The organism is Polaribacter sp. PL03 (assembly GCF_033875165.1).
In the GTDB taxonomy this organism is placed as follows: Bacteria; Bacteroidota; Bacteroidia; order Flavobacteriales; family Flavobacteriaceae; genus Polaribacter.
Window position 1 is genome coordinate 119,953 of sequence record NZ_JAWZSV010000003.1, and the last position, 21,376, is coordinate 141,328.

At 29.0% G+C, this 21,376-nt stretch carries 15 protein-coding genes and 1 tRNA gene; 9 read left to right on the forward strand and 7 right to left on the reverse strand.

The annotated features are described in order from the left end of the window. Window positions 1-93 precede the first annotated feature (93 nt). Entirely contained in the window at window positions 94-2,700 is a 2,607-nt protein-coding gene (locus tag SHK09_RS06715) for a DUF6923 family protein (protein WP_319810014.1), read from the forward strand. Window positions 2,701-3,427: 727 nt separating this feature from the next. Here the strand turns inward: SHK09_RS06715 and SHK09_RS06720 are convergent. Both SHK09_RS06720 and SHK09_RS06725 read right to left on the reverse strand, forming a co-directional pair. Then, window positions 3,428-5,851 carry a M56 family metallopeptidase gene (locus SHK09_RS06720; RefSeq protein WP_319810015.1) on the reverse strand — a complete coding sequence of 808 codons (2,424 nt, stop codon included), beginning with the start codon at window positions 5,849-5,851 and terminating at the stop codon, window positions 3,428-3,430. Further along, on the reverse strand, window positions 5,848-6,219 hold the full coding sequence (locus SHK09_RS06725; protein ID WP_319810016.1) for a BlaI/MecI/CopY family transcriptional regulator: 372 nt from the start codon (window positions 6,217-6,219) through the stop codon (window positions 5,848-5,850). Before SHK09_RS06725 ends, SHK09_RS06720 begins: the two co-directional genes overlap by 4 nt. 124 nt (window positions 6,220-6,343) lie before the next feature. Here SHK09_RS06725 and SHK09_RS06730 point away from each other — a divergent pair, with 124 nt between their 5' ends. Beyond that, window positions 6,344-6,973 (forward strand): peptidylprolyl isomerase, encoded by a 630-nt coding sequence (locus SHK09_RS06730; protein WP_319810017.1) that lies wholly within the window; start codon window positions 6,344-6,346, stop codon window positions 6,971-6,973. Between the two features lie 30 nt (window positions 6,974-7,003). Here the strand turns inward: SHK09_RS06730 and SHK09_RS06735 are convergent, their stop codons facing one another. From SHK09_RS06735 to SHK09_RS06745, 3 genes are read right to left on the reverse strand one after another with little or no spacing between them, the layout of a single operon-like run. Then, window positions 7,004-8,647, reverse strand: coding sequence for a M1 family metallopeptidase (locus SHK09_RS06735; RefSeq protein WP_319810018.1), 1,644 nt, complete (start codon window positions 8,645-8,647; stop codon window positions 7,004-7,006). A gap of 8 nt (window positions 8,648-8,655) precedes the next feature. Continuing rightward, complete coding sequence (locus SHK09_RS06740; RefSeq protein WP_319810019.1) at window positions 8,656-10,983, reverse strand: S9 family peptidase; 2,328 nt, start codon at window positions 10,981-10,983, stop codon at window positions 8,656-8,658. Window positions 10,984-10,994: 11 nt separating this feature from the next. Next, window positions 10,995-12,389, reverse strand: coding sequence for a dipeptidase (locus SHK09_RS06745; RefSeq protein ID WP_319810020.1), 1,395 nt, complete (start codon window positions 12,387-12,389; stop codon window positions 10,995-10,997). Window positions 12,390-12,496: 107 nt separating this feature from the next. Between SHK09_RS06745 and SHK09_RS06750 the strand changes: the two genes are divergently transcribed. Both SHK09_RS06750 and SHK09_RS06755 read left to right on the forward strand, forming a co-directional pair. Continuing rightward, window positions 12,497-12,578, forward strand: a tRNA-Leu gene (locus SHK09_RS06750). 187 nt (window positions 12,579-12,765) lie between these two features. Beyond that, window positions 12,766-13,743, forward strand: a complete 978-nt coding sequence (locus tag SHK09_RS06755; protein WP_319810021.1) for a type I phosphomannose isomerase catalytic subunit — start codon at window positions 12,766-12,768, stop codon at window positions 13,741-13,743. 4 nt (window positions 13,744-13,747) lie between these two features. Here the strand turns inward: SHK09_RS06755 and SHK09_RS06760 are convergent, their stop codons facing one another. Together SHK09_RS06760 and SHK09_RS06765 are read right to left on the reverse strand one after the other, a co-directional pair. Continuing rightward, complete coding sequence (locus SHK09_RS06760; RefSeq protein ID WP_319810022.1) at window positions 13,748-14,191, reverse strand: thioesterase family protein; 444 nt, start codon at window positions 14,189-14,191, stop codon at window positions 13,748-13,750. A 61-nt stretch (window positions 14,192-14,252) separates the two neighbouring features. Further along, entirely contained in the window at window positions 14,253-16,379 is a 2,127-nt protein-coding gene (locus tag SHK09_RS06765) for a carboxy terminal-processing peptidase (protein ID WP_319810023.1), read from the reverse strand. Between the two features lie 304 nt (window positions 16,380-16,683). Between SHK09_RS06765 and surE the strand changes: the two genes are divergently transcribed. From surE to SHK09_RS06790, 5 genes are read left to right on the forward strand one after another with little or no spacing between them, the layout of a single operon-like run. Next, window positions 16,684-17,454 carry a 5'/3'-nucleotidase SurE gene (gene surE, locus SHK09_RS06770; RefSeq protein ID WP_319810024.1) on the forward strand — a complete coding sequence of 257 codons (771 nt, stop codon included), beginning with the start codon at window positions 16,684-16,686 and terminating at the stop codon, window positions 17,452-17,454. After that, window positions 17,442-17,729, forward strand: a complete 288-nt coding sequence (locus SHK09_RS06775) for a hypothetical protein (RefSeq protein WP_319810025.1) — start codon at window positions 17,442-17,444, stop codon at window positions 17,727-17,729. The genes surE and SHK09_RS06775 overlap by 13 nt, the downstream gene beginning before the upstream one ends. Before the next feature lies 1 nt (window position 17,730). Further along, window positions 17,731-18,849: a lipid-A-disaccharide synthase gene (lpxB, locus tag SHK09_RS06780; protein ID WP_319810026.1), complete on the forward strand. Its 1,119-nt coding sequence runs from the start codon at window positions 17,731-17,733 to the stop codon at window positions 18,847-18,849. A 1-nt stretch (window position 18,850) separates the two neighbouring features. Then, window positions 18,851-19,330 (forward strand): C40 family peptidase, encoded by a 480-nt coding sequence (locus tag SHK09_RS06785; protein ID WP_319810027.1) that lies wholly within the window; start codon window positions 18,851-18,853, stop codon window positions 19,328-19,330. A gap of 26 nt (window positions 19,331-19,356) precedes the next feature. After that, window positions 19,357-21,375, forward strand: a complete 2,019-nt coding sequence (locus tag SHK09_RS06790) for a ComEC/Rec2 family competence protein (protein WP_319810028.1) — start codon at window positions 19,357-19,359, stop codon at window positions 21,373-21,375. Window position 21,376: the final 1 nt, after the last annotated feature.

Below are 21,376 nucleotides of genomic sequence, written 5' to 3' on the forward strand. Positions count from 1 at the left end.
TTTTGTACCTTTAGTCTACACTTTTTGGTAATTAGTCTATTTTATATTTTATAAAGTTCTATTTACCTGATATTTGTATTAAATAAAAAAACCATGAATCAAAAATTACTCCCTCAGAATTTTATTCTAGCATTACTTTTAATGTGCTTGTCAACTTACCAAGTTATGGCTCAAAACGAACCATTTAATTGCGATTTTAATGCATACTTGTTTCAAAGAAATGATATTTATGCTTTAGACTTAGCTTCTGGTAGTTCTTACCTAGTTAAAGAAGATGTTACACCAGGAAATGTAAATGCAGTAGGTTATAATCCTGCAGATGGATATATCTGGGGTTCTTTAAGTACACCAGAAAAAACAATTGTTAGAATTGGTAAAAACTTTAATATAGAAACTTTTGTAATAGATGAATTACCAACATCTGGAAGATATGTAGGAGATGTAAGTTCAGACGGAATTTATTATTTAAAAGGTGGAGGAACTAGTTATTATAAAATAGATTTAAATCCAGATTCAGAAAATTACACAAAGTATATAAGTACAGAGGTACTTACTAAAAATATAAGTGTACATGATTGGGCATTTAATTCAGTAGATGGTCATTTATATACTGTAGAAAAAACCACAAATCATTTATACAGAATTAATGCAGCTACAAGTGAAGTTACAGATTTAGGAGAAGTACCAATTTTAGCAGGTTTAAAATATACTTATGGCGCAGTTTATTTCGATTTATCTGGTCGTTTCTATGTTTCAGCAAATCAAACAGGTACTGTTTATGTAATTAAAAATGTACAAGACTTAGAGGTAGGCAGCACTTTAGAATCTAATCTGTTTGCTTACGGGCCTTCTAGTAGTTCTAATGATGGGGCAAGGTGCCCAACAGCTCCTGTACCACAAGAAGATTGTGCAAATGGTTTAGATGATGATGGAGATGGTTTAGTAGATTGTGATGACCCTGCGTGTTCTGGTGTTGCAGCTTGTCCTGTTCTTGTACCTAAACTTTCTAGTGGAAATGAAGGAGGATTGGAAAGTAACGATCGCTTATCACAAAAAGTAAATCAGAGAAATTACTTAAGAAGTAAATCAAACTATAAATTTGATAAATTTAAAGCGAAGAAAGTTAAGAAGTCTACAAACTATAAAAAAACAGCTGCTAAAAATGCTGGCTTTGGTTTAGGAGATTTAATTCCTATGGATGTAATAGCAGGAGCAGAAGCAATAGAATCTTCACCATCAGATTTAATTGCTATAACAAATGCAACAGAACTAATTTCTGTAGATTATGTGAAGAATAATGAAACTGTTGCTGTTGTTTTGGCAACTAAAACAGAAAATGGTGTTTATGAACACACTAAATTTATTTGCGATAGATTATTAGGCGCAGAACTTTTATCTGTTTCTACTATAGAAATTAAAGAACATGCTTTTATAAAATCTATCATAAAAAACAGAGATGGAACGAAAGAGTTTGTTTTAAGTTTTTCTGGGAAGTTAAAAAATAACGACGAGAATTTTGGAATAGAAAGTCATTGGAATATAGATAAATATGAAGCAGGAGCTACTTTTTATAATTTTCAAATATGGACAAACAAAATTGATGATTTATTTACGCTAGGTGAAGAAACATTAGATTTATTCAATGTTCAAAAACCAATCTCAGACTATAATAACTCTACACCTCCACCAGTTTTTGTTAAAAAAGGAATTTACAAAAACGGAGCATTAGAATTAGAGTTAATTAACGTTAGTAGAAGTAAAAGTATTGTAATAGATGCTGGTTTTAAAAGAACAGAAACTTCAGATACAGAATACTTTACTGAAACAATTCAGTTAGAAGAAGGATATATTACAAATTTAAGAATTGAGACAGGTAATATTTTTGATATTGGTTTTAGAATAGAAAACGATGGTAATAGAACACCAGATGATATTTTTATGTCTGATGGAGTTTGGGGTAAAGATGATTCATCTGATGGAACAATTATAAACACTTTTGAGATTACACAAAATGAAAATTTATATGTAGGTTCTGGTTATAAAGTTGAAAGAGATATTGTTTTAAACGCAACTACAAATAAATATGTTTCTGCATACAGAAGCTTTACACCAACATTTAAAGCTATAAATTTATCTGAGTTTAACGCATTAGAGTTTGCTGCAAAAGGAAATAGTGACGTAGAAATTACAATCGTAAAAGAAAGTATAGATAAGTGGGAAAATCAATTTAAAAAGACAATTAAATTAACAGAAACAGAGGGTAATTTTGTTATCGCGCTAGAGCATTTTAAATCTTTAACAGAAACTAGTTTCGATTTGTCTGATGTGGTAAGTATAACCTTTACAATGTCTTCAGACGGTGTTACAACAGTAGAGAAAGAATTATCTATTAAAGATTTAGTTTTTACACAGAAAACATTAAGTGTAGATAATAATGTTATTGAAGAAGGAGAAACTAAGTTATATCCAAACCCAATGAAATTAAGTACAGAATTAAGTTTTTATTCTGAAGTAGAAGCAAAAACAAAATTAGAAGTTTACAATATAACAGGTGCTTTGTTAAAGAGAATTGATTTTGATGCAAAATTTGGAAACAATAAAATCTCTATAGATAAAGATAAATTAAGTGCTGGTTTCTATTTTGTGAAGCTTTCTAATGACAATAGAACATATAAAACCAAGAAACTTATTATATATTAAAGTATAAGACGATTTTTTTAAATTTAAAAACCGCATTTAAGATTTCTTAAATGCGGTTTTATTTTTAAATTTAGTTCTTTTTTATTGGAGGTGGTGGAGGTGGAACATCGTTACCTGTTCTCTTTTTCCAATCTTTATATGCTTTCTTATCTTTTAAAATTTCTTCTTTAGAAGCATTAGGTTTTGGTGGCGCAGGTGGCAGTAGTAATTTATCTTCTTCTGTTAATTTACTTCTTTTCTTAACTTTACATAGGGTTTTATTGGATTTACTGGAAATGGAACTTTGTTTTTATCTGCTCTAGGCATTCTAAAATACATTCCTCCTAAATCAGACCATTCTCTTTTAATTACTTTCTGCTCAGTTTCAGTTTTAAAAACATAATGTTTTCCTTCTTTTTTAAGCTTTTCAAATATTTTATGTTTTTTGTTGTATTCTTTTACAATATCTAACTACTCTTTCTTTTTTATCAAAAGTGTAGTAGTAGTTTTGTCCATCAATAGTTATAAACCAACCTTTATTTAAACCTGGATCAATTTGAATTTGGTTTTTTGTATTTTAAATAAAAGTAGGAATATTTTCTTCTTCAATTACTTCAACGGTCTTTCCGTTTGGTAACTTCATTTTCAATATTTGTTCTTGATCTTCTGATGATTCTTCTATGATATTGTTTTCTGAGATATTAGTGTTTTTAAAATTTATCTTTTTTTATAAGAATTTTGAATATTGTCATCTTTTTTTATTGAATAATTTTGAATATACTTTTTCTAATTCGTCATAGGTCATTTTTTTATTAGAAGTATAGAAATTTAAAGTTAAGACGTTTTTAGAAGTTTCAGATACTTTAACAGATGATTCAGGGTTTAGTTTTATAAAAGAATCTACCTCATAAACAGAAACCTCTTTACCTTCTATCATATAATTAAATTTTTTATTTTTAACTGTTTTTGATGCATATACTATTGTGTTTCTAATAGCTAACTGCTTTTTTTCATTTTCATTTAACTTTAATAAATGACTTTTATTTTTTTTTACGTCATTTAAATTTGTAAGTATAATATTCGTTTCCTCGTTTATTTTAAAAGTAAATCCTGATGGAATTGCGACTAAGTTTGGGTTAGTTCTAAAATCATTTCCGGTTCTTTTTTTCCAAGCCTCTAATGCCTTTTCTGATTTTTCTACTTGCTTTTTTGTAGCATTTTTAGGAGCCAAAGGCGGTGGAAACAATAATTGATCTTCTTTGGTTAATTCACTTTTTAATTTATAAAATACATTGTTGTTCTTCTTTAGTTTTATGTAGGGTTTGTAGGGGTGAATTGGTCTTTTTACTTTGCTCTTCTCTTCTTTTGAAAGTTTAAAATATAAACTTCCTAATTCTGCAAATGTTTTTTGTAATTGTTCTTGTTGGGTATTTGTTCTTTTTACAAAGTGAGGTTTTGTATTTCTAATTTCTTCGTATAAACTATTTTTTCTACTGTAAACTTTTAAAGGTGAATTTATTTTTTTACGTAGTTGATCTACATCTTCTAACTTTAGTTGAATTGTACTAACACTTTGCTTAGATGATGTATTCTTTTTATTTATTGTTGGCAGAGATGGAGTTAAATTTTTAATTTGTAATGATTTTTTTTGTTGATTTGAATTCATTCTTCCATACAAATATTTCATTCTTTCAACGTCTTTTTCTAAAAATATTGTTGGTTTGTTTGCTGTCTTTTTACTTTTATATTTTGTTGTTAATTTTTGATATTCTTTCATTTCACTGATTGAGATCCCTTTATCCTCTACTATTTCAATAATCTCTTCTCTGTAATTTTTTTTATAATCTTCAAATTCTTTAACTCTTTTTGCATTTTGAGCTTTAAAATATTTTGTAGTTTCTAAACTTGCTTGGTTTTTTTGAGGAAAACGCTTACTTCGTGCATTTTTATGCACAAAACTGTTTGTATATCCAGCAAAGTCTGAGTATTGATACTTGTTAAGTATTTCATTTTTAACCACTTTTCCATTCAACCAAACAGCAAATTTGCTATTATCTTTTAAAGCTTCAAATTGTGCTTTAGTAGGTGTAACTTTTTTTAGTTTTAACGGTGGTGGTGGAGGAAGTACAAGCCTTTTCTTTTCTTCATTTGTCAATTCAGTATATAACTTAGAAACTTTTTTTCCTTCCTTATTTTTATACGTTACGTATGCGTTTCTATTTATATAATTTTTATAAACTTCATTTTCCGTTATAATTCCTTTTCTAGGTAGCTCTTCAACTACTTCTATAATTTCTTGTTTTTCTTGCGCTTCAATTCTTTCTGCAAACAGAAAAATAAAACTTGCTAAAAGTGGCATTACAGCCAGCTTTTTTAACCAAATTATGGTTTTAGAACTTTGTGTTGTCATCATTTTTAATCGTTTTTTAGTAAGTGAATAATTCAAATTACTGGCCAAGTAATATTCGTTGTTCCAAGCAGCTTTATTCAGTAATAAATACTGGTATTGGAAAGTGTTTTTATGTTGATTTATAACTGTATCATCAGCTAAAAATTCATGATTTAATTGTATTGCTTTTTTTAGAAATATAAAAAGCGGATTGATCCAAAAAATAATCTGTAAAAGTTCAATTAACAACACATCAATCGTGTGTTTTTGCGTTACGTGTGTTAATTCGTGTGTAAAAAGTTCTTCTTCGATATTGCCATTTTCATATTCGTTTTTATTAATGAAAATCGCTTTCCAAAAAGTATGTGGTAGAATTTTATCATCTACTAAAACTAAGGTTGCATTTACATGATTTATCTTTTCATTCAATCTTATTTTCTGAATTATTTTAAATAAATTTCTTCCAAAACGAATTAGTAGTAACGATGATATCAATAAGTAAAAGCCTACAAAGTATTTGGTATAATCTATTACTTCTTCAACTTCTATAGTTGCCATAGTTTCAGGGCTAAATTGCGGTTTATTTAATATCGTAACTGCCGCAATTGTTTCTGGAATCGTATTAATTGTTATAGTAGTAAAAGGTATTAATATCGAAATTATAACACCTATTAACAGGTAAAATCTATTAAAACTGTGCATTTTTTCTTTCTCTAAAATAAAGTGATAGAAAAATAGTAATAACGCCAAACAACTTGCAGATTTTACGAAGTAGCTTATCATCTTTGTTGCTTTTTAATTTGACTGTCTATTACCTTTTTTAAATCTTCTAATTCTTCGGTTGAAAGGTTGGTTTCCTTTGTAAAGAAAGATGCAAACTGACTTGCAGAATCGTTAAAAAAATTTTTAATCAATCCGTTTACGTGATTAGAAAAATAATCTGTTTTCTTAATAATCGGAAAATATTCTCTCGATTTTCCAAACAATTTATAATCAATAAAACCTTTATCGTGTATCCTTTTCAACAAAGTAGCAACAGTTGTAGTTGCAGGTTTTGGTTCTGGGAAATCGTCTAATAAATCTTTTAAAAATGCTTTTTTACGTTTCCATAAATATTGCATTAATTGTTCTTCGGTTTTAGATAATTGCATAATTAAGTTCTTTTTACTCTACAAACATAGAATAAAAAAATGTATTCTACAAATGTAGAGGTAAAACTGCATTGTTGTTTTTGCTATATTTGTTGAATTATATAGGGAAATTAAAAGAAATTAAATGAAAAATAAATTTGTGTTACTGCTTAGTATTGTGCTTTTTACATCTTGTGCAACCAAAAAGTTTAAAGAAAAGTGGTTAGAAAAAGAAGCTCCGCTAACTTTTAAAGCAAGGTTTGAAACTACCCAAGGTAATTTTGATATTGAAGCAAAAAGAGAATGGTCTCCTGAAGGTGTAGATAGACTATATCAATTAATTAAATATGAGTATTATAATGATGTTGCTATTTTTAGAGTAGTACCTAATTTTGTTGCTCAGTTTGGTATTCATAACGATTCTTTAATAAACAAAAGTTGGTCTAATAAAGGTCTCGAAGATGAACCTGTTGTGATAGAAAATGATTCGATGACAATTTCATTTGCAAGAGGAGGTAAGAGAACAAGAACAAATCAAATTTTTATCAATTTAAAAAAGAATGATCGTTTAAATACTTTAGAATATTCTGGCGTTAAAGGTTTTCCTGTGGTTGCAAAAGTTATTTCTGGTAAAGAAAATGTACTAAAATTCTACGATGGTTATGGAGATAAATTAGGAAGGCAACAAGGCAAAATTAATAGACTTGGAAATGCTTTTTTAAGGGAAAATTACCCAAAGGTAGATTACATTATTAAAGCATATTTTATAAAATAAAGAAAGCCGCTTTTAGCGGCTTTTTTTATTTTAGTTTTTTGTGAAAATATAAAAATTAGGATCTATTTTAAAAATAGAATTTTCTTCTTTAAAATTTATTTTTTGGCTTTCTGAAGTAGGATAAATCCACTCTTCTTTATCATTAATAAAAATCTTTAAAGGCATTTTAAAATCCTTAACAATATTTGTCCATTTATAAGTTAATACATTTTTTTTAATAGTGTATTCTAACGTTGGGATTTTAATTGTTCTTAAGTATTGATTAAAAAACGGATTCAAATCAATCTTAGTTTCTCTACTTAAAAAATCTTCAATTTGTTTAGTATTTACTGTTTGATGATAAAATTCTTTATTCATTTTTCTAAGAATTAAACGCCATTTCTCATCATTATTAACCAATTGCCTTAAAGTGTGCAACATGTTACCACCTTTGTTATACATGTCTCCAGAACCTTCTTTATTTACATTGTATGTACCAATAATTGTTTCTTTATTAGTAATAGATTCTCTTAAGCCAATAACATATTCAGAAGCAGCTTTTTTACCATAATAATAGTCTAAAAATAAACTTTCAGAATAGTTTGTAAAACTTTCGTGAATCCACATATCTGCGATGTCTTTATTGGTAATGTTGTTAGCAAACCATTCGTGGCCAGCTTCATGAACAATAATAAAATCGAATTTTAAACCCCAACCAGTTCCAGATAAATCTCTACCCAAGTAACCTTGTTTGTACTCATTTCCGTAGGTAACAGAACTTTGGTGCTCCATACCTAAATAGGGTACTTCTACTAATTTAAAACCATCTTCATAAAAAGGATAAGGACCAAACCAATGTTCAAAAGCTTTCATCATTTTTGGTGCATCTGTAAAATGTTTTTTCGCCTTTTCTAGATTGTCCTTTAAAACGTAGTAATCCATATCTAAAGCTCCTTTTTCTCCATTAAAAACTTCAGAAAAATGAGCATAATCGCCAATATTTACGTTAATACCGTAATTATTAATAGGGTTTTCTACAAACCAATTGTAAGTAGTATACGCTCCTTTTTTTTCTACACTTTCTAATCTTCCATTAGAAACATCCATTAGATTACTAGGAACGGTTATACTAATTCGCATAGATTCTACTTCATCATACATATGATCTTTACAAGGCCACCAAACACTTGCACCCAAACCTTGGCAAGATGTAGCTACAAAGTGATTGTCGTTTTTATCTTTTTTCCAAGAAAAACCTCCATCCCAAGGAGCTCTAACTGCTTCTTTAGGATTCCCTTCATAATAAACAACAATACTTTCTGTATTACCAACTACTTGCTCTTTCATCAGTTTTACAAAATGAGCATTTCCTTTATGAATAACTTCTAAATCTTTACCGTCTTGAGTAACTTTAGTGATATTTAATGGGGCTTGTAAATCTATTTGCATTGTATTATAAACACTTAAAACTTTATATTTTATAGTGTTTTTACCAGAAATAAATTTTTTATCAGGATTTACCTTCACTTCTAAATGATAATACGTTAAATCCCACCAAATTCTTTCTGGTGTAATAGAACCTCTAAGTGTATCTTGTTTTGTGAATTCACTTTTTTCTTGCAGTAAACCTTGTGGTTTATCTTTACAAGAAAAACTTATAATTAAAAGTATAAATAGGTAAAATGGATATTTCATTCGTTTTGTTATTTCAATTTAAAACCTTCAGCTGGTTTTGCGTTTAATAGGTGAGTTACAAAATAATCCCAACGTTTTCTTGTCATGTAGTTTGTCATGTTTCCATAACCATGTCTTTTATTCGGATATAAAATCATGTCGAAATCTTTATTGGCATTAATTAAAGCTTCAACAACTAACATTGTATTTGAAGGAGGTACATTATTATCCATAGAACCATGTGTAATTAATAGTTTCCCTTTTAAATCTTTTGCTATTAATTGGTTTGCTTGATTGTCATAATTAGTTGTTCCGTCAGATTTTCCTTCGATATTTCGATCAACTAAAAGACCTTGCCATTTTTCTCCCCAATCTGCTTCGTAATTTCTGTTATCGTGATTTCCAGCACCAGAAACCGCAACATCATAAAATTCTGGATATGCAAAAACAGCTCTTGTAGAAGCAAAACCACCACCAGAATGTCCCCAAATACCAACTCTTTCAATGTCCATACCTTTATATTTCTTAGCTAATTGTTTTATAGCAGTAATGTTATCTGGCAAACCATTATCTCCCATATTACCATAATACGCGTCATGAAAAGATTTAGAGCGCATTGGTGTTCCCATTGCATCTACAGCAACAACTACAAAACCTAATTCTGCAACTGCTTGAAAATCTCTCCAAACCGGTCTAAAATTATAAGTACCAACAGAACCAGATTGTGGACCGGGATAAATATAATTTAAAACAGGATACTTTTTAGACTCGTCATAATTACTAGGCAAGCACATAATACCATAAATATCTGTTTTTTCATCTCTTGCTTTTACAGTAAATTCAACAGGTTCTTGCCAGTTGTTTGCTTTTAATTCTGAAATATCTGCAGTTTCTAAATCTATTATTTTTTCACCAGTACCGTTTCTTAAAACAGAAATTGGTGGGTTTGTAGTTGTAGAATAAGTATCTACTAACATAGAGTAATCTGCAGAGAAAGTTACAGAATGTGTGCCTTTAGAAGGAGTTAGGTTGATGAAGTTAGAACCATCGAAATTTACTTTATAAAAGTAATTGTGATACGGATTTCCTTCTTCTTTTCCACCAGCAGAAAAATAAATTTGTCTGTTTTTCTCATCAATATTTTTAACTTGTTTCACTAAGAAATTACCAGAAGTAATCTGGTTTTTTAATTTTTTAGTTTCTAAATCATACAAATAGATGTGCCCCCAATCTGATTTTTCTGTATACCAGATAAATTCATTAGAATCGAATAAAACTTTCCAGTTTTCTACATTTACACCAGATTCGTAATAGGTAGCAACTTCTTCTTTATGAATAGATGCTACTTTACCCGTTTCTGCATCTGCAATTTGTAAATGCGCAATTTTATGATCTCTAGAACCAGAAACAAAAGCAAATTTTGTACCTTCTTTGTTCCATTGTGCATCTAACAACTCGTTATTCCAATCTGCAATATGATCTGTTGTTGTTCCTCTTTGAAAATCTGGTTTCATTTTTAAACGTACCGTTTTTGGTTTGTTTTCTAAATGAATAATTACACGTTCTATTGTAAATATTTTCTCATCTCCTGGTAAAGGATGTTTCCAAGCTTCTAATTTTGGATGACCAACATTTGTAGACGTTAAATACATCATACCAACACCTTTTGCGTTTTGTTGAAATGTTGCAATTTTATCAGAATTTGGAGACCATTTTAGAACCGCTCCGTCACTTTTTGTCCAACCAGCATTGTTTGTAGCATAACCGTAATCTTCAGCACCGTCAAAAGTTATTTGCGTTTTCTTATTCGTATCTAAATGACGAATCCAAAGGTTAAAATTATCTATATATGCAGCAAGTTTACCGTTGGGTGAAACGTGTTCATTTCTACTTGTATTTTTTCTTTTTGATACGTTTTTAGACAATAAAAAACTTTCTAAGTTATAAGAATACTTTTGCCTAGAAGCAGTGAAATTTAATGTTTTTAAATCATCAGATAAAGAAACTCCATAAATTGGTAAAGCATTTGCCTTTATCTCTTTGTTTATTTCTTTAGATAAAACTTCTGCCAACTTTTCATGATTAAAAGCAGCTTCTTTAACTTTAGAATTAGTGTTAACTAAAATAAATTTTTCTCCATCTTTAGTGGTTGTAGAATAGAGAAAATTATTTCCGTTTATAAAAGAACTTTCAGAAACTTGGTTGTAAACCATGCTATATAAACTTCTGTCCATATGTTTTGCTGCAGCTTCATATTCTGCAACTGTAAATTGTTTTTGTTCTTTTGGGTTAGAACAACTTAAAAGTACTATTGATAAAATACCACAACTTAAGATTTTAGTTAAAATTGATTTCATAGTGCGTATAATTATTTTTCTTTTGATAATTCTGTGAAATATTTATAAAAATAAGGAATAGTTTCGATTCCTTTTAAATAATTCCAAACTCCAAAATGTTCATCTGGTGAGTGAATTGCATCAGAATTTAAACCAAAGCCCATTAAAATAGTTTTGCTCTTTAAGTATTGTTCAAACAAAGCTACAATAGGTATGCTACCACCACTTCTTTGCGGAATAGGAGTTTTGTTAAATGTTGTTTCGTATGCTTTGCTAGCAGCTTTATATGCAATGTTATCGATAGGAGTAACATAACCTTGCCCACCATGATGAGGTTTTACAACGACTGTTACAGAAGCAGGTGCAATACTCTCGAAATGCTTTTTAAACAATGCTGTAATCTCTTTCCAATCTTGATTAGGAACTAAACGCATAGATATTTTAGCAAAAGCTTTACTTGCAATTACAGTTTTTGCTCCTTCACCAATATAACCTCCCCAAATACCATTTACGTCTAAAGTTGGTCTAATGGCATTTCTTTCATTCGTAGAATAGCCTTCTTCACCATAAACAGCATCAATATCTAATGCTTTTTTATAATTTTCTAAAGAAAAAGGTGCTTTTGCCATTTCAGCTCTTTCTTCTTTAGATAATTCCTCTACATTATCATAAAAACCAGGAATAGTAATATGATTATTTTCATCGTGTAAAGAAGCAATCATTTTTGTTAAAATATTGATGGGATTTGCAACTGCACCACCATATAAACCAGAATGTAAGTCTCTATTAGGTCCTGTAACTTCAACTTCAACATAACTTAAACCTCGTAAACCTGTAGTAATAGAAGGAATGTCATTGGCAATCATTCCTGTATCAGATATTAAAATAACATCATTAGCTAATTTTTCTATATTTTTTGGAACAAACCAAGCCAAACTTTCAGAGCCAACCTCTTCCTCACCTTCAATCATAAATTTTACGTTGCAAGGTAGGTTTCCTGTAGAAGTCATGTATTCTAATGCTTTTACATGCATGTACATTTGTCCTTTATCATCACAGGCACCTCTTGCAAAAATTGCACCTTCTGGGTGAATTGCTGTTTTTTTAATTACAGGTTCAAACGGCGGAGAGGTCCATAATTCGATAGGATCTGCTGGTTGAACGTCATAATGGCCATAAACTAAAACTGTTGGTAATTTTTTATCAATAATTTTTTCTCCGTAAATAATAGGATAACCTGGGGTTTCACAGATTTCTACATGGTCACAACCTGCTTTTTTAAGGCTTTCTAAAACAAAATCGGCAGTATTTAAAACGTCTGCTTTGTAGGCTTTATCAGCACTTACAGAGGGTATTTTTAATAAACTAATAAGTTCATCTAAAAAGCGTTTTTTATTCTTTTCTATATACGTTTGAATTGTACTCATTTTATTTGTTTTTTTATTTCTTTACCAAAAGTAGAAAAATTATAATGAACAAGTTTGTAGTTTCGAAGTATTGTTTATATTTGCATCCCGAAACTTCGGGATAAGTTGCAGGCGTGGTGGAATTGGTAGACACGCTAGACTTAGGATCTAGTGCCGCGAGGTGTGAGAGTTCGAGTCTCTCCGCCTGTACAAATTAAGAACCCTTTCAACGTTAATAATGTTGAAAGGGTTTATTTTTAATTACATTTTTTTTTATATCTTACATACCTATTAATGTTATTACTGTTCAAATCTTTTATTTATTTAGGTTTTATATAGTTGATTAGTAGATTTATAGTTAGATAATCTCTTCGTTAAACCAATTTTAAAAATCATTATGAAACTACATCCCTTAAAATTTACACCTCTTTTTAAATACAGACTTTGGGGAGGAGATAAATTAAAATCCGTTTTAAATAAAGAGTATTCTGAATCTAACGTAGGGGAATCTTGGGAGATTTCTGATGTAAAAAATGACGAAACTGTAGTTGCAAGTGGTTATTTTAAAGGAAAAAGTTTAAGTGATTTAACGAACGAATATAGAGGAGATTTCTTAGGAAAAGCTGTTTATGAACAATTTGGAAGTGAATTTCCGTTGTTAATTAAATTTATAGATGCCAAAACACCTTTATCTATTCAAGTGCATCCTGGTAATGAAATAGCAAAAGAACGTCATAATTCTTTTGGAAAGAATGAGATGTGGTATGTAATGGAAGCTGATAATAATGCAGAATTAATTGTAGGTTTCGATAAAGAGCTAGATAAAAAAGATTATAATAAATATGTTGTAGATGGTTCTATTTTAGAAGTAATGCATCATGAAAATGTTGCAGAAGGAGATACTTTTTATATACCAACAGGTAGAGTACATGCTATTGGTTCTGGTGTTTTATTAGCTGAAATACAACAAACATCAGATATTACATATCGAATTTATGATTATAAGAGAGTAGATGCTAAAACAGGCAAATTAAGAGATTTACACAATGATTTAGCAATAGATGTTATCGATTTTAAGTGTCATGAAGAATATAAAACTTCATATGAAACTAAAACGAATACTTCTAATAGCTTAGTACATTCGCCATATTTTACCTCAAACTTTTTAATTGTTGAAGGAACTCTTAAAAAAGACTACGCTAGTTTAGATTCTTTTGTAATCTATATTTGTGTTGATGGTGTTTTAGAATTAACTCATAACAAAAAAAGCTTCTCACTTAAAAAAGGAGAAACTATTTTGTTACCAGCAGCAATAGATGTTGTTGAGTTAAAATCTGTATCAGAAAAAAGCAAACTATTAGAAGTTTACATTTAAAACTTTATTTACTTAAAGATATTTCTTCAAAATCTTGAGCTCTTTCAGCAAAATCAAACATTTCTTTTGTTTCTTCTGGCGGAGTTCTTAGTTTTCTCTTAGTAAGATCTATCCAAGCACCGTAAACTTTTATAATTGCAGATAGCTTGCCTGCTTCATTAAAAACTTCATGAACTATTTTCCAACGTTCATTGTTTTCAGACAATCCTTGTAATTTTAAATTTACAGTAATATTCTCTCCTAAATGTATTTCTTTTCGAAAAGAAGTTTCTTCTGTAAATAAAATAGGGCCAAGGTTATGCTTGGTAAATTCATCTATAGAAAAGTTGTATTTAGCAAAATAACGAACTCTTACTTCTGCTGCATAATCGTTATAAGCAGTATGACGCATGTGTCTGTTAGGATCAAAATCAGACCATTTTGTGGCAAAGGTTACTTCGAAACTCATATTTTAGTATATAAAAATACCTGATAAAATTTTAACTTCATCAGGCATTAAAGATTATTTATTAGTGTTTTACTATTTCTGCTGTATTCTTTAGTTTTAACTCTTTTAGAACATTTAAAGCTTCTGCGACATATATATCTCTTGCTAAGTTTTTATGCCATGCATCTCTTTTACCTCCTAAAACGCTATCCTTTTTAATTAAAGAAAATTCATATTTAGGTGATTTAAAACTAAGGTTAGATCTATATTTAAAAGCATCAGTATATTTTTTAGAAGCATTTTCTAATAATTTACTTTCTTTAGAAAAATCTTTAAAATTAAGCGAATACGAGGTGTCTTCTTGGTTTTCTTTTAGCCATTTAGCATATTCATTTATCAATTTAAACTTTGTGTCAGATGCTATTCTTTCCTTGCTATTATTTACAACGTCAGAGAAGTTCTCATAAGAATTTGTTTTTGTATAATTTGCTTGCGGAACTTTGTCCCAAATTAAAGCACCGTCTAAGTCTCTTTCTCCAAATTTCATATAACTATATCTGTCTGGCATAGCAATATCAGAATATACACCTTCAATTTGAGTAGACCCACCATTTACTCTATAGAATTTCTGAATAGTCATTTTTATAGCACCTAAATCTTTTTCGTACTTCGGATAAAAATTATTGATAGGAATTACACTTTGTACAGTTCCTTTACCATAGGTTTGGTTTCCACCAATAATTACAGCACGTCCATAATCTTGCATAGCAGCAGCAAAAATTTCTGATGCTGATGCAGATAATTCATTTACTAAAACAACAACAGAACCATCCCATTGCATTTTAGGATCTACATCGTTTTTTACAACAGGTTCTTGTCCTCTATATTTTACTTGTACTATTGGTCCTTTTGTAATAAATAAACCAGCAATTTCAATAGCAGTTTTTAAAGAACCACCACCATTATTTCTTAAATCGATTAATAAACCAGAAACATTTTCGCTTTTTAGACGAGCAATTTCTTTCTCCATATCTTTTGCAGAATCTCTAGAATTACTATCAGAAAAATCAATATAAAACCTTGGTAAATCTATTAAACCATACTTTTTACCATCTTTTTCTACAATAGTAGATTTTACAAATGTTTCTTCTAATTCGACAACATCTCTAGTTATAGAAATTACTTTAGTAGACCCGTCTAATTTTTTCTTTACTGTAAGTCTTACTTCGGTTCCTTTTTTACCTTTTATAAATTTAATAGCATCGTCTAAACGCATACCTACAATATCTAAAGGTTCTTTGTCTCCTTGCGCAACTTCTAAAATAATATCACCAGCTTCTAAATCTCCTTGTTTCCATGCAGGACCTCCAGACACTAACTCAAAAATTTCTGTATAAATACCTTTCTTTAATAAACGTGCTCCAATTCCTTCTAATTTACCAGACATATCTTGGTCGAAACGTTCTTTTATTCTTGGTGCCATGTATGTTGTATGAGGATCGAAAGCACCAACAACACTATTTAAAAAAGTAGAAAACCAGTCTTCATGTTCTAGCTCTTCAATTCTTAAATATAGTTCATCCATATTTTTTAGAATTTCTGCTCTTGCTTCTATTTCTAAATCTTTAAAAGATTTTTTCTTGAATTTTTTATCCTTTTTTAGATTGGCTTCTTGCTTGTCTAGTTTGTCTTGAATTCTACTTAACGCATTTAATTTTAATTGTTTACGCCAGTAATCTATTAATTCATTCTCATTTTTAGCAAACGATACTTTATCATAATCGATATCTATCGTTTCATTTTTCTTAAAATTGAAAGGTTGCGCAAGTAATTCGCCATAATAAGATCTTGCATTTTTAATCTTTTTAGTAAAGTTTCCATAAACAAGCGTGTAAAATGAAACATCATCTTGTAATAATTGATTGTCTATTTCGTATTTAAACTTAGAAAATTCTTTAAGGTCTTTCTGGGTGAAGTAACGTTTATTAGGATCTAAACCATCTATAAAACTTTTATAAACTTGTTCAGAGAAATCATCATTCATATCCTTAACAAGAAAATGACCTCTAGTTAAAATGTTTTTTAAAACATAAACTAAAATTTTATCTTTTTCTGGGTCTGAGTTTTCTATATCATTATTCGCTTGAATAGAAGTAAATAGCATTAAAAATGCTACTAGGGTGATACTTATTTTATTTGTGATTTTCATAAATCTTATGTCGTGATTTGTATTGTAAAATTACTTTCTTGTACTTACAGAACTACTAAAATAATGCCAAATTTTTTTAAATACTACTTACTTAGCTGTTTTTTCTTAAATTAGTTAGACTTGTTGTACAATATTACAGAAAATTGAACTATTATATTCTTTACAAATTGTTAAAAAGAAAATAGTTTAAATGAATTATATTTGTAGGTATTATTGAAAGATTAAATATAGAAACCATTACAAGATCGTGTTTCAATTCTATTGTTTTTCAACCTTTAAATCTTTAATCTCTTAAATAAAAAACATGCAAGAAAAACCGTTAATCTTAGTTACAAATGATGATGGAATTACAGCTCCAGGAATTAGAGCTTTAATAAAGATAATGAATAAAATAGGAGACGTTGTGGTTGTTGCGCCAGATAGCCCGCAAAGCGGAATGGGGCATGCGATTACGGTAGATAATGTTTTAACTTGTAATCCTATAACAATAGATGATGGTCCGCAATTAGAATACACTTGTTCTGGTACACCTGCAGATTGTGTAAAGATGGCTGTAAATGAAATTTTAAATAGAAAACCAGATTTGTGTGTTTCTGGAATAAACCACGGTGCAAATTCTTCGATAAGTGTAATTTATTCTGGTACAATGAGTGCTGCAGTAGAAGCAGGAATAGAAGGTGTGCCTGCAATTGGCTTTTCTTTATTAGATTTTAAATGGCATGCAGATTTTTTACCTTGTGAAGAATATGTAAAAAATATTACTTTAAACGCATTACTAAACGGAATACCAGAAGGTATTGTATTAAATGTAAATATACCTAAGTTAAAAAAGGAAGAGATAAAAGGAGTGAAAATTTGTAGACAAGCAAATGGTTATTGGAAAGAAGATTTCGACAAACGTAAAAACCCGTTAGGAAAAGAATATTATTGGCTTTCTGGTAAATTTGTAAATAAAGATAAAGGACAAGATACAGATGTATATGCTTTAGAAAATGGGTATGTTTCTGTAGTTCCTGTTCAATTTGATATGACTGCACATCATATGATTCAAAAACTAAATTCTTGGGAACTGTAAAAAAAGATATATTAGTAGGTGTTTTGGTTGCTCTGTTTGCAACATTTGGTGGTATCTTTTTGTATTTAGAATATTTTTCTAAGTTCAGTTTCGATGATACCCTAGAAATGATTAAAGAAGGCAGTTTGTATGGTAAAGTGCTTGCTTTAGCAGCAATACCCAATTTATTTGTTTTCTTTATTTTTATTAAAAAGAAACAAGATAGTAGAGCAAAAGGAGTTTTGTTAGCTACTATTGTAATTGCCTTAACAACATTAATCTTAAAGTTTTTCTAAGATGAAATATTACATAATTGCTGGTGAAGCTTCTGGAGATTTACATGCTTCTAACTTAATGAAAGAATTATATGCGCAAGATAAAACAGCAGATATTCGTTTTTGGGGAGGAGATTTAATGCAAGCTGTTGGAGGCAAATTAGTAAGCCATTACAAAGAAAGAGCTTTTATGGGCTTTTTTGAAGTTTTAAAAAATCTAACAAAAGTTTTAGGTTTTATAAAGTTTTGTAAAAAAGACATTGCAGATTTTAACCCAGATGTAATTATTTTTATAGATAATTCTGGTTTTAATTTACGTGTTGCCAAATGGGCAAAAGAAAACGGATTTAAAACGAATTATTATATTTCGCCTCAAGTTTGGGCAAGTAGAGCAAGTAGGGTAAAGGATATTAAAAGAGACGTAGATAAATTATTTGTAATTCTTCCTTTTGAGAAAGATTTCTATAAAAAATATAATTACGAGGTAACTTTTGTTGGGCATCCTTTAATTGATGCAATTGCAGATAGAACGCAGGTTTCTGAAGCGGGTTTTAGAAAGGAATATAAACTTAGTAATAAGAAAATAATTGCACTTTTACCGGGTAGTAGAAAACAAGAAATTACAAAAATGTTGTCTGTAATGTTGTCTTTAGTAGATGATTTTTCTGAATACCAATTTGTAATAGCAGGTGCACCAAGTCAAGATTTTTCTTTTTACCAACAAATTACAGGAAAAAGAGAAGTGGCTTTTATAAATAATAAAACATACGATTTATTAAGTATTTCTTATGCAGCTTTAGTGGCTTCTGGTACAGCAACTTTAGAAACAGCATTATTTAAAGTGCCACAAGTTGTTTGTTATAAAGGCGGTTATATTTCATATCAAATAGCAAAAAGAATAATTACGTTAAAGTTTATTTCTTTAGTGAATTTAATAATGGACAAAGAAGTTGTAAAAGAGCTAATTCAGGATGATTTTAACAAGAAAAATCTAAAAACTGAATTAACACATATTCTAGATGCTTCTTATCGAGAGAAAATGTTTTTACATTATTTCGATTTAGAGAAAAAACTAGGAGGTAAAGGTGCTTCCAAAAATGTAGCAACAGAAATTGTAGCTGCTTTAAAACCGAATAAGTAAGATGAAAAAGTGGTTCTTTTTAATAGTTTTAATTTCTTTAGTATTGTCTTCTTGCTCATCAACAAAAAGTGTTAGAAAAACCACTAATAAACCTTTAACCAAAGTAGATAGAATAGTTTCTAACGCATTAAAATACAAAGGCGTTAAATATAAATTTGGTGGCACTACAACAAGAGGAATGGATTGTTCTGGTATTATTTACGTTTCTTATTTACAAGAAAACGTACAATTACCCAGAGTTTCTAGAGATATGGCAAAAAGAGGGAAGAAAATTTCGATAAGAAATGCCGAAAAAGGAGACTTACTTTTCTTTAAAACTTCAAAGAAAGGACGAGGAATTAATCATGTTGGATTAATTGTTTCGGTAACAAAAAGTCAAATTCGTTTTATACATTCTACAACTTCTAGAGGTGTAATTACTTCTTCCTTGTCAGAAAAATATTGGAAAAATGCCTTCGTTAAAGTAAATAGAATACTGTAATTTATTTTTAGTAACTTCACGTTGCTATGAAAAGGTTATTAAAATACGTGCCTTTACACTTTTTGGTGTTTCTAATTTTAGGAATCGGAATTCAATTTTATTTGCAAATTTGGACTTTCAATTTCTTGAAATTATGCTCTCTTATATTTATTTTATTAATATCTGTTTTTATCTTTCGAAAGAAAAAAGGCATCACTTTAATAGCATTTATTTTATACTTTTTTATTGGTGTTTCTTCAGTTTTTATTCAAGATGCTAGAAACTTTAAAAATTATTATAATAACTTCTCTAAGCAAGATTCTAAAGTAGTTTTAAGAATAACTAAGGTTTTAAAACCAGGCTTTTATTATGAGAAATACATAGCAGAGGTTGTGCAGTTAAACGAAGAAAAAACAAGAGGAGAAGTTTTAATAAACATTCAAAAAGACAGTCTAAAAACTAGGTTTAAAATTGATGACAAATTATTAGTAAAACCTGTTTTTAAAATTTTAATTCCACCTTTAAACCCTAATCAATTTAACTATAAATCTTATTTAGCAAAGCAAGGTATTCATCATCAATTCTTTTTAGATAACTCTCAAGTTTTAAAACTACCTAGTACTTCAACAACCTTAGTTGGCCTTTCTGAAAATTTTAGAGATAAAATTCAAGAATCATTATTAAAATATAACTTTAAGAATGATGAATTTGCGGTAATTAGTGCTTTATTATTAGGGCAACGACAAGATATTTCTAAAGAACTGCTTACAGATTACGCAAATGCAGGTGCAATTCATATTTTAGCTGTTTCTGGGTTGCATGTAGGTATTATTTTATTAATACTATCCTTTCTTTTTAAACCTTTAGAACAATTACAAAATGGTACTTATTTAAAAGCTTTCTGTATTGTTTTATTACTTTGGATGTTCGCTTTTATAGCAGGTTTGTCTGCATCTGTTGTAAGAGCTGTAACCATGTTTACTTTTTTAGCAATTGGTCAATCTTTTAAGCGTAAAAAAGTCGTTGAGTTTTCTCTAATTTCTTCGATGTTATTTTTGTTAATATTAAAACCAATGTTTCTGTTCGATGTTGGCTTTCAGTTGAGTTATTTAGCTGTTTTTGGAATTATTTGGATACAACCCAAATTAGAGCCAATTTACAAACCAAAATTTATTGTAGATAAAAAAATATGGCAACTTTTTACAGTTTCTATTGCTGCTCAAGTAGGTATTTTACCTTTAAGTATTTATTATTTTCAACAATTTCCTGGTTTATTTGTTTTGTCGAATCTTGTTATTATTCCTTTTTTAGGGGCTATTTTAATTGGAGGAATTATAATAATTTGCATGTCTTTATTAAATATAATACCACAGTTTTTAGCAGATACTTATGGTTTTATAATTTCTTTGATGAACGATTTTGTTAGTTTTATTTCTCATCAAGAACAATTTTTATTTAAAGAAATTGCTATTTCTTTTTTAATGATGCTGGCTTGTTACTTCTTTATGTTTTCTGGAATTCTATTTTTAATAAAGAAAAAATCAATTAGATTTATTTATTTTTTAGTTTCTATTCTAGTAGTTCAAAGTCTTTATTATATTGAAGATAAAAAAGCAATTGAGAAAGGTGATTTTATAGTTTTTCATAAAAGTAGATTTTCTGTAATTGCTGTTAGAGAAGGAGAAAACATGAATGTTCAGTATGATTTAGATACTGTAAAAGCGAAAGATATTAAAGTAGTAAAATCTTATAGAGTTGCAGAGTATATTAAAAGAACACAAAAAGTTGATTTTAATAATTTCATCAATTTTAATAAACAAGATATTTTATTTGTTGACAGTTTAGGCATTTATCAACTAAATAATTTAAAGAAACCAATTGTAATTTTACAATTTTCGCCAAAAATAAACTTAGAAAGGTTAATAAAAACAATTGAACCAAGTTTAATAATTGCAGATGGTTCTAATTATAAAAGTTATGTTACCAAATGGGAAATTACTTCAGAAAAACAAAAAATATCTTTTCATTACACAGGGCAAAAAGGAGCTTTTATTCTAAACGAATAAG

Coding starts and splice junctions, on each gene's coding strand:
- SHK09_RS06715 (WP_319810014.1), top strand. CDS start 94: ATGAATCAAAAATTACTCCCTCAGAATTTTATTCTAGCATTACTTTTA.
- SHK09_RS06720 (WP_319810015.1), bottom strand. CDS start 5,851: ATGATAAGCTACTTCGTAAAATCTGCAAGTTGTTTGGCGTTATTACTA.
- SHK09_RS06725 (WP_319810016.1), bottom strand. CDS start 6,219: ATGCAATTATCTAAAACCGAAGAACAATTAATGCAATATTTATGGAAA.
- SHK09_RS06730 (WP_319810017.1), top strand. CDS start 6,344: ATGAAAAATAAATTTGTGTTACTGCTTAGTATTGTGCTTTTTACATCT.
- SHK09_RS06735 (WP_319810018.1), bottom strand. CDS start 8,647: ATGAAATATCCATTTTACCTATTTATACTTTTAATTATAAGTTTTTCT.
- SHK09_RS06740 (WP_319810019.1), bottom strand. CDS start 10,983: ATGAAATCAATTTTAACTAAAATCTTAAGTTGTGGTATTTTATCAATA.
- SHK09_RS06745 (WP_319810020.1), bottom strand. CDS start 12,389: ATGAGTACAATTCAAACGTATATAGAAAAGAATAAAAAACGCTTTTTA.
- SHK09_RS06755 (WP_319810021.1), top strand. CDS start 12,766: ATGAAACTACATCCCTTAAAATTTACACCTCTTTTTAAATACAGACTT.
- SHK09_RS06760 (WP_319810022.1), bottom strand. CDS start 14,191: ATGAGTTTCGAAGTAACCTTTGCCACAAAATGGTCTGATTTTGATCCT.
- SHK09_RS06765 (WP_319810023.1), bottom strand. CDS start 16,379: ATGAAAATCACAAATAAAATAAGTATCACCCTAGTAGCATTTTTAATG.
- surE (WP_319810024.1), top strand. CDS start 16,684: ATGCAAGAAAAACCGTTAATCTTAGTTACAAATGATGATGGAATTACA.
- lpxB (WP_319810026.1), top strand. CDS start 17,731: ATGAAATATTACATAATTGCTGGTGAAGCTTCTGGAGATTTACATGCT.
- SHK09_RS06785 (WP_319810027.1), top strand. CDS start 18,851: ATGAAAAAGTGGTTCTTTTTAATAGTTTTAATTTCTTTAGTATTGTCT.
- SHK09_RS06790 (WP_319810028.1), top strand. CDS start 19,357: ATGAAAAGGTTATTAAAATACGTGCCTTTACACTTTTTGGTGTTTCTA.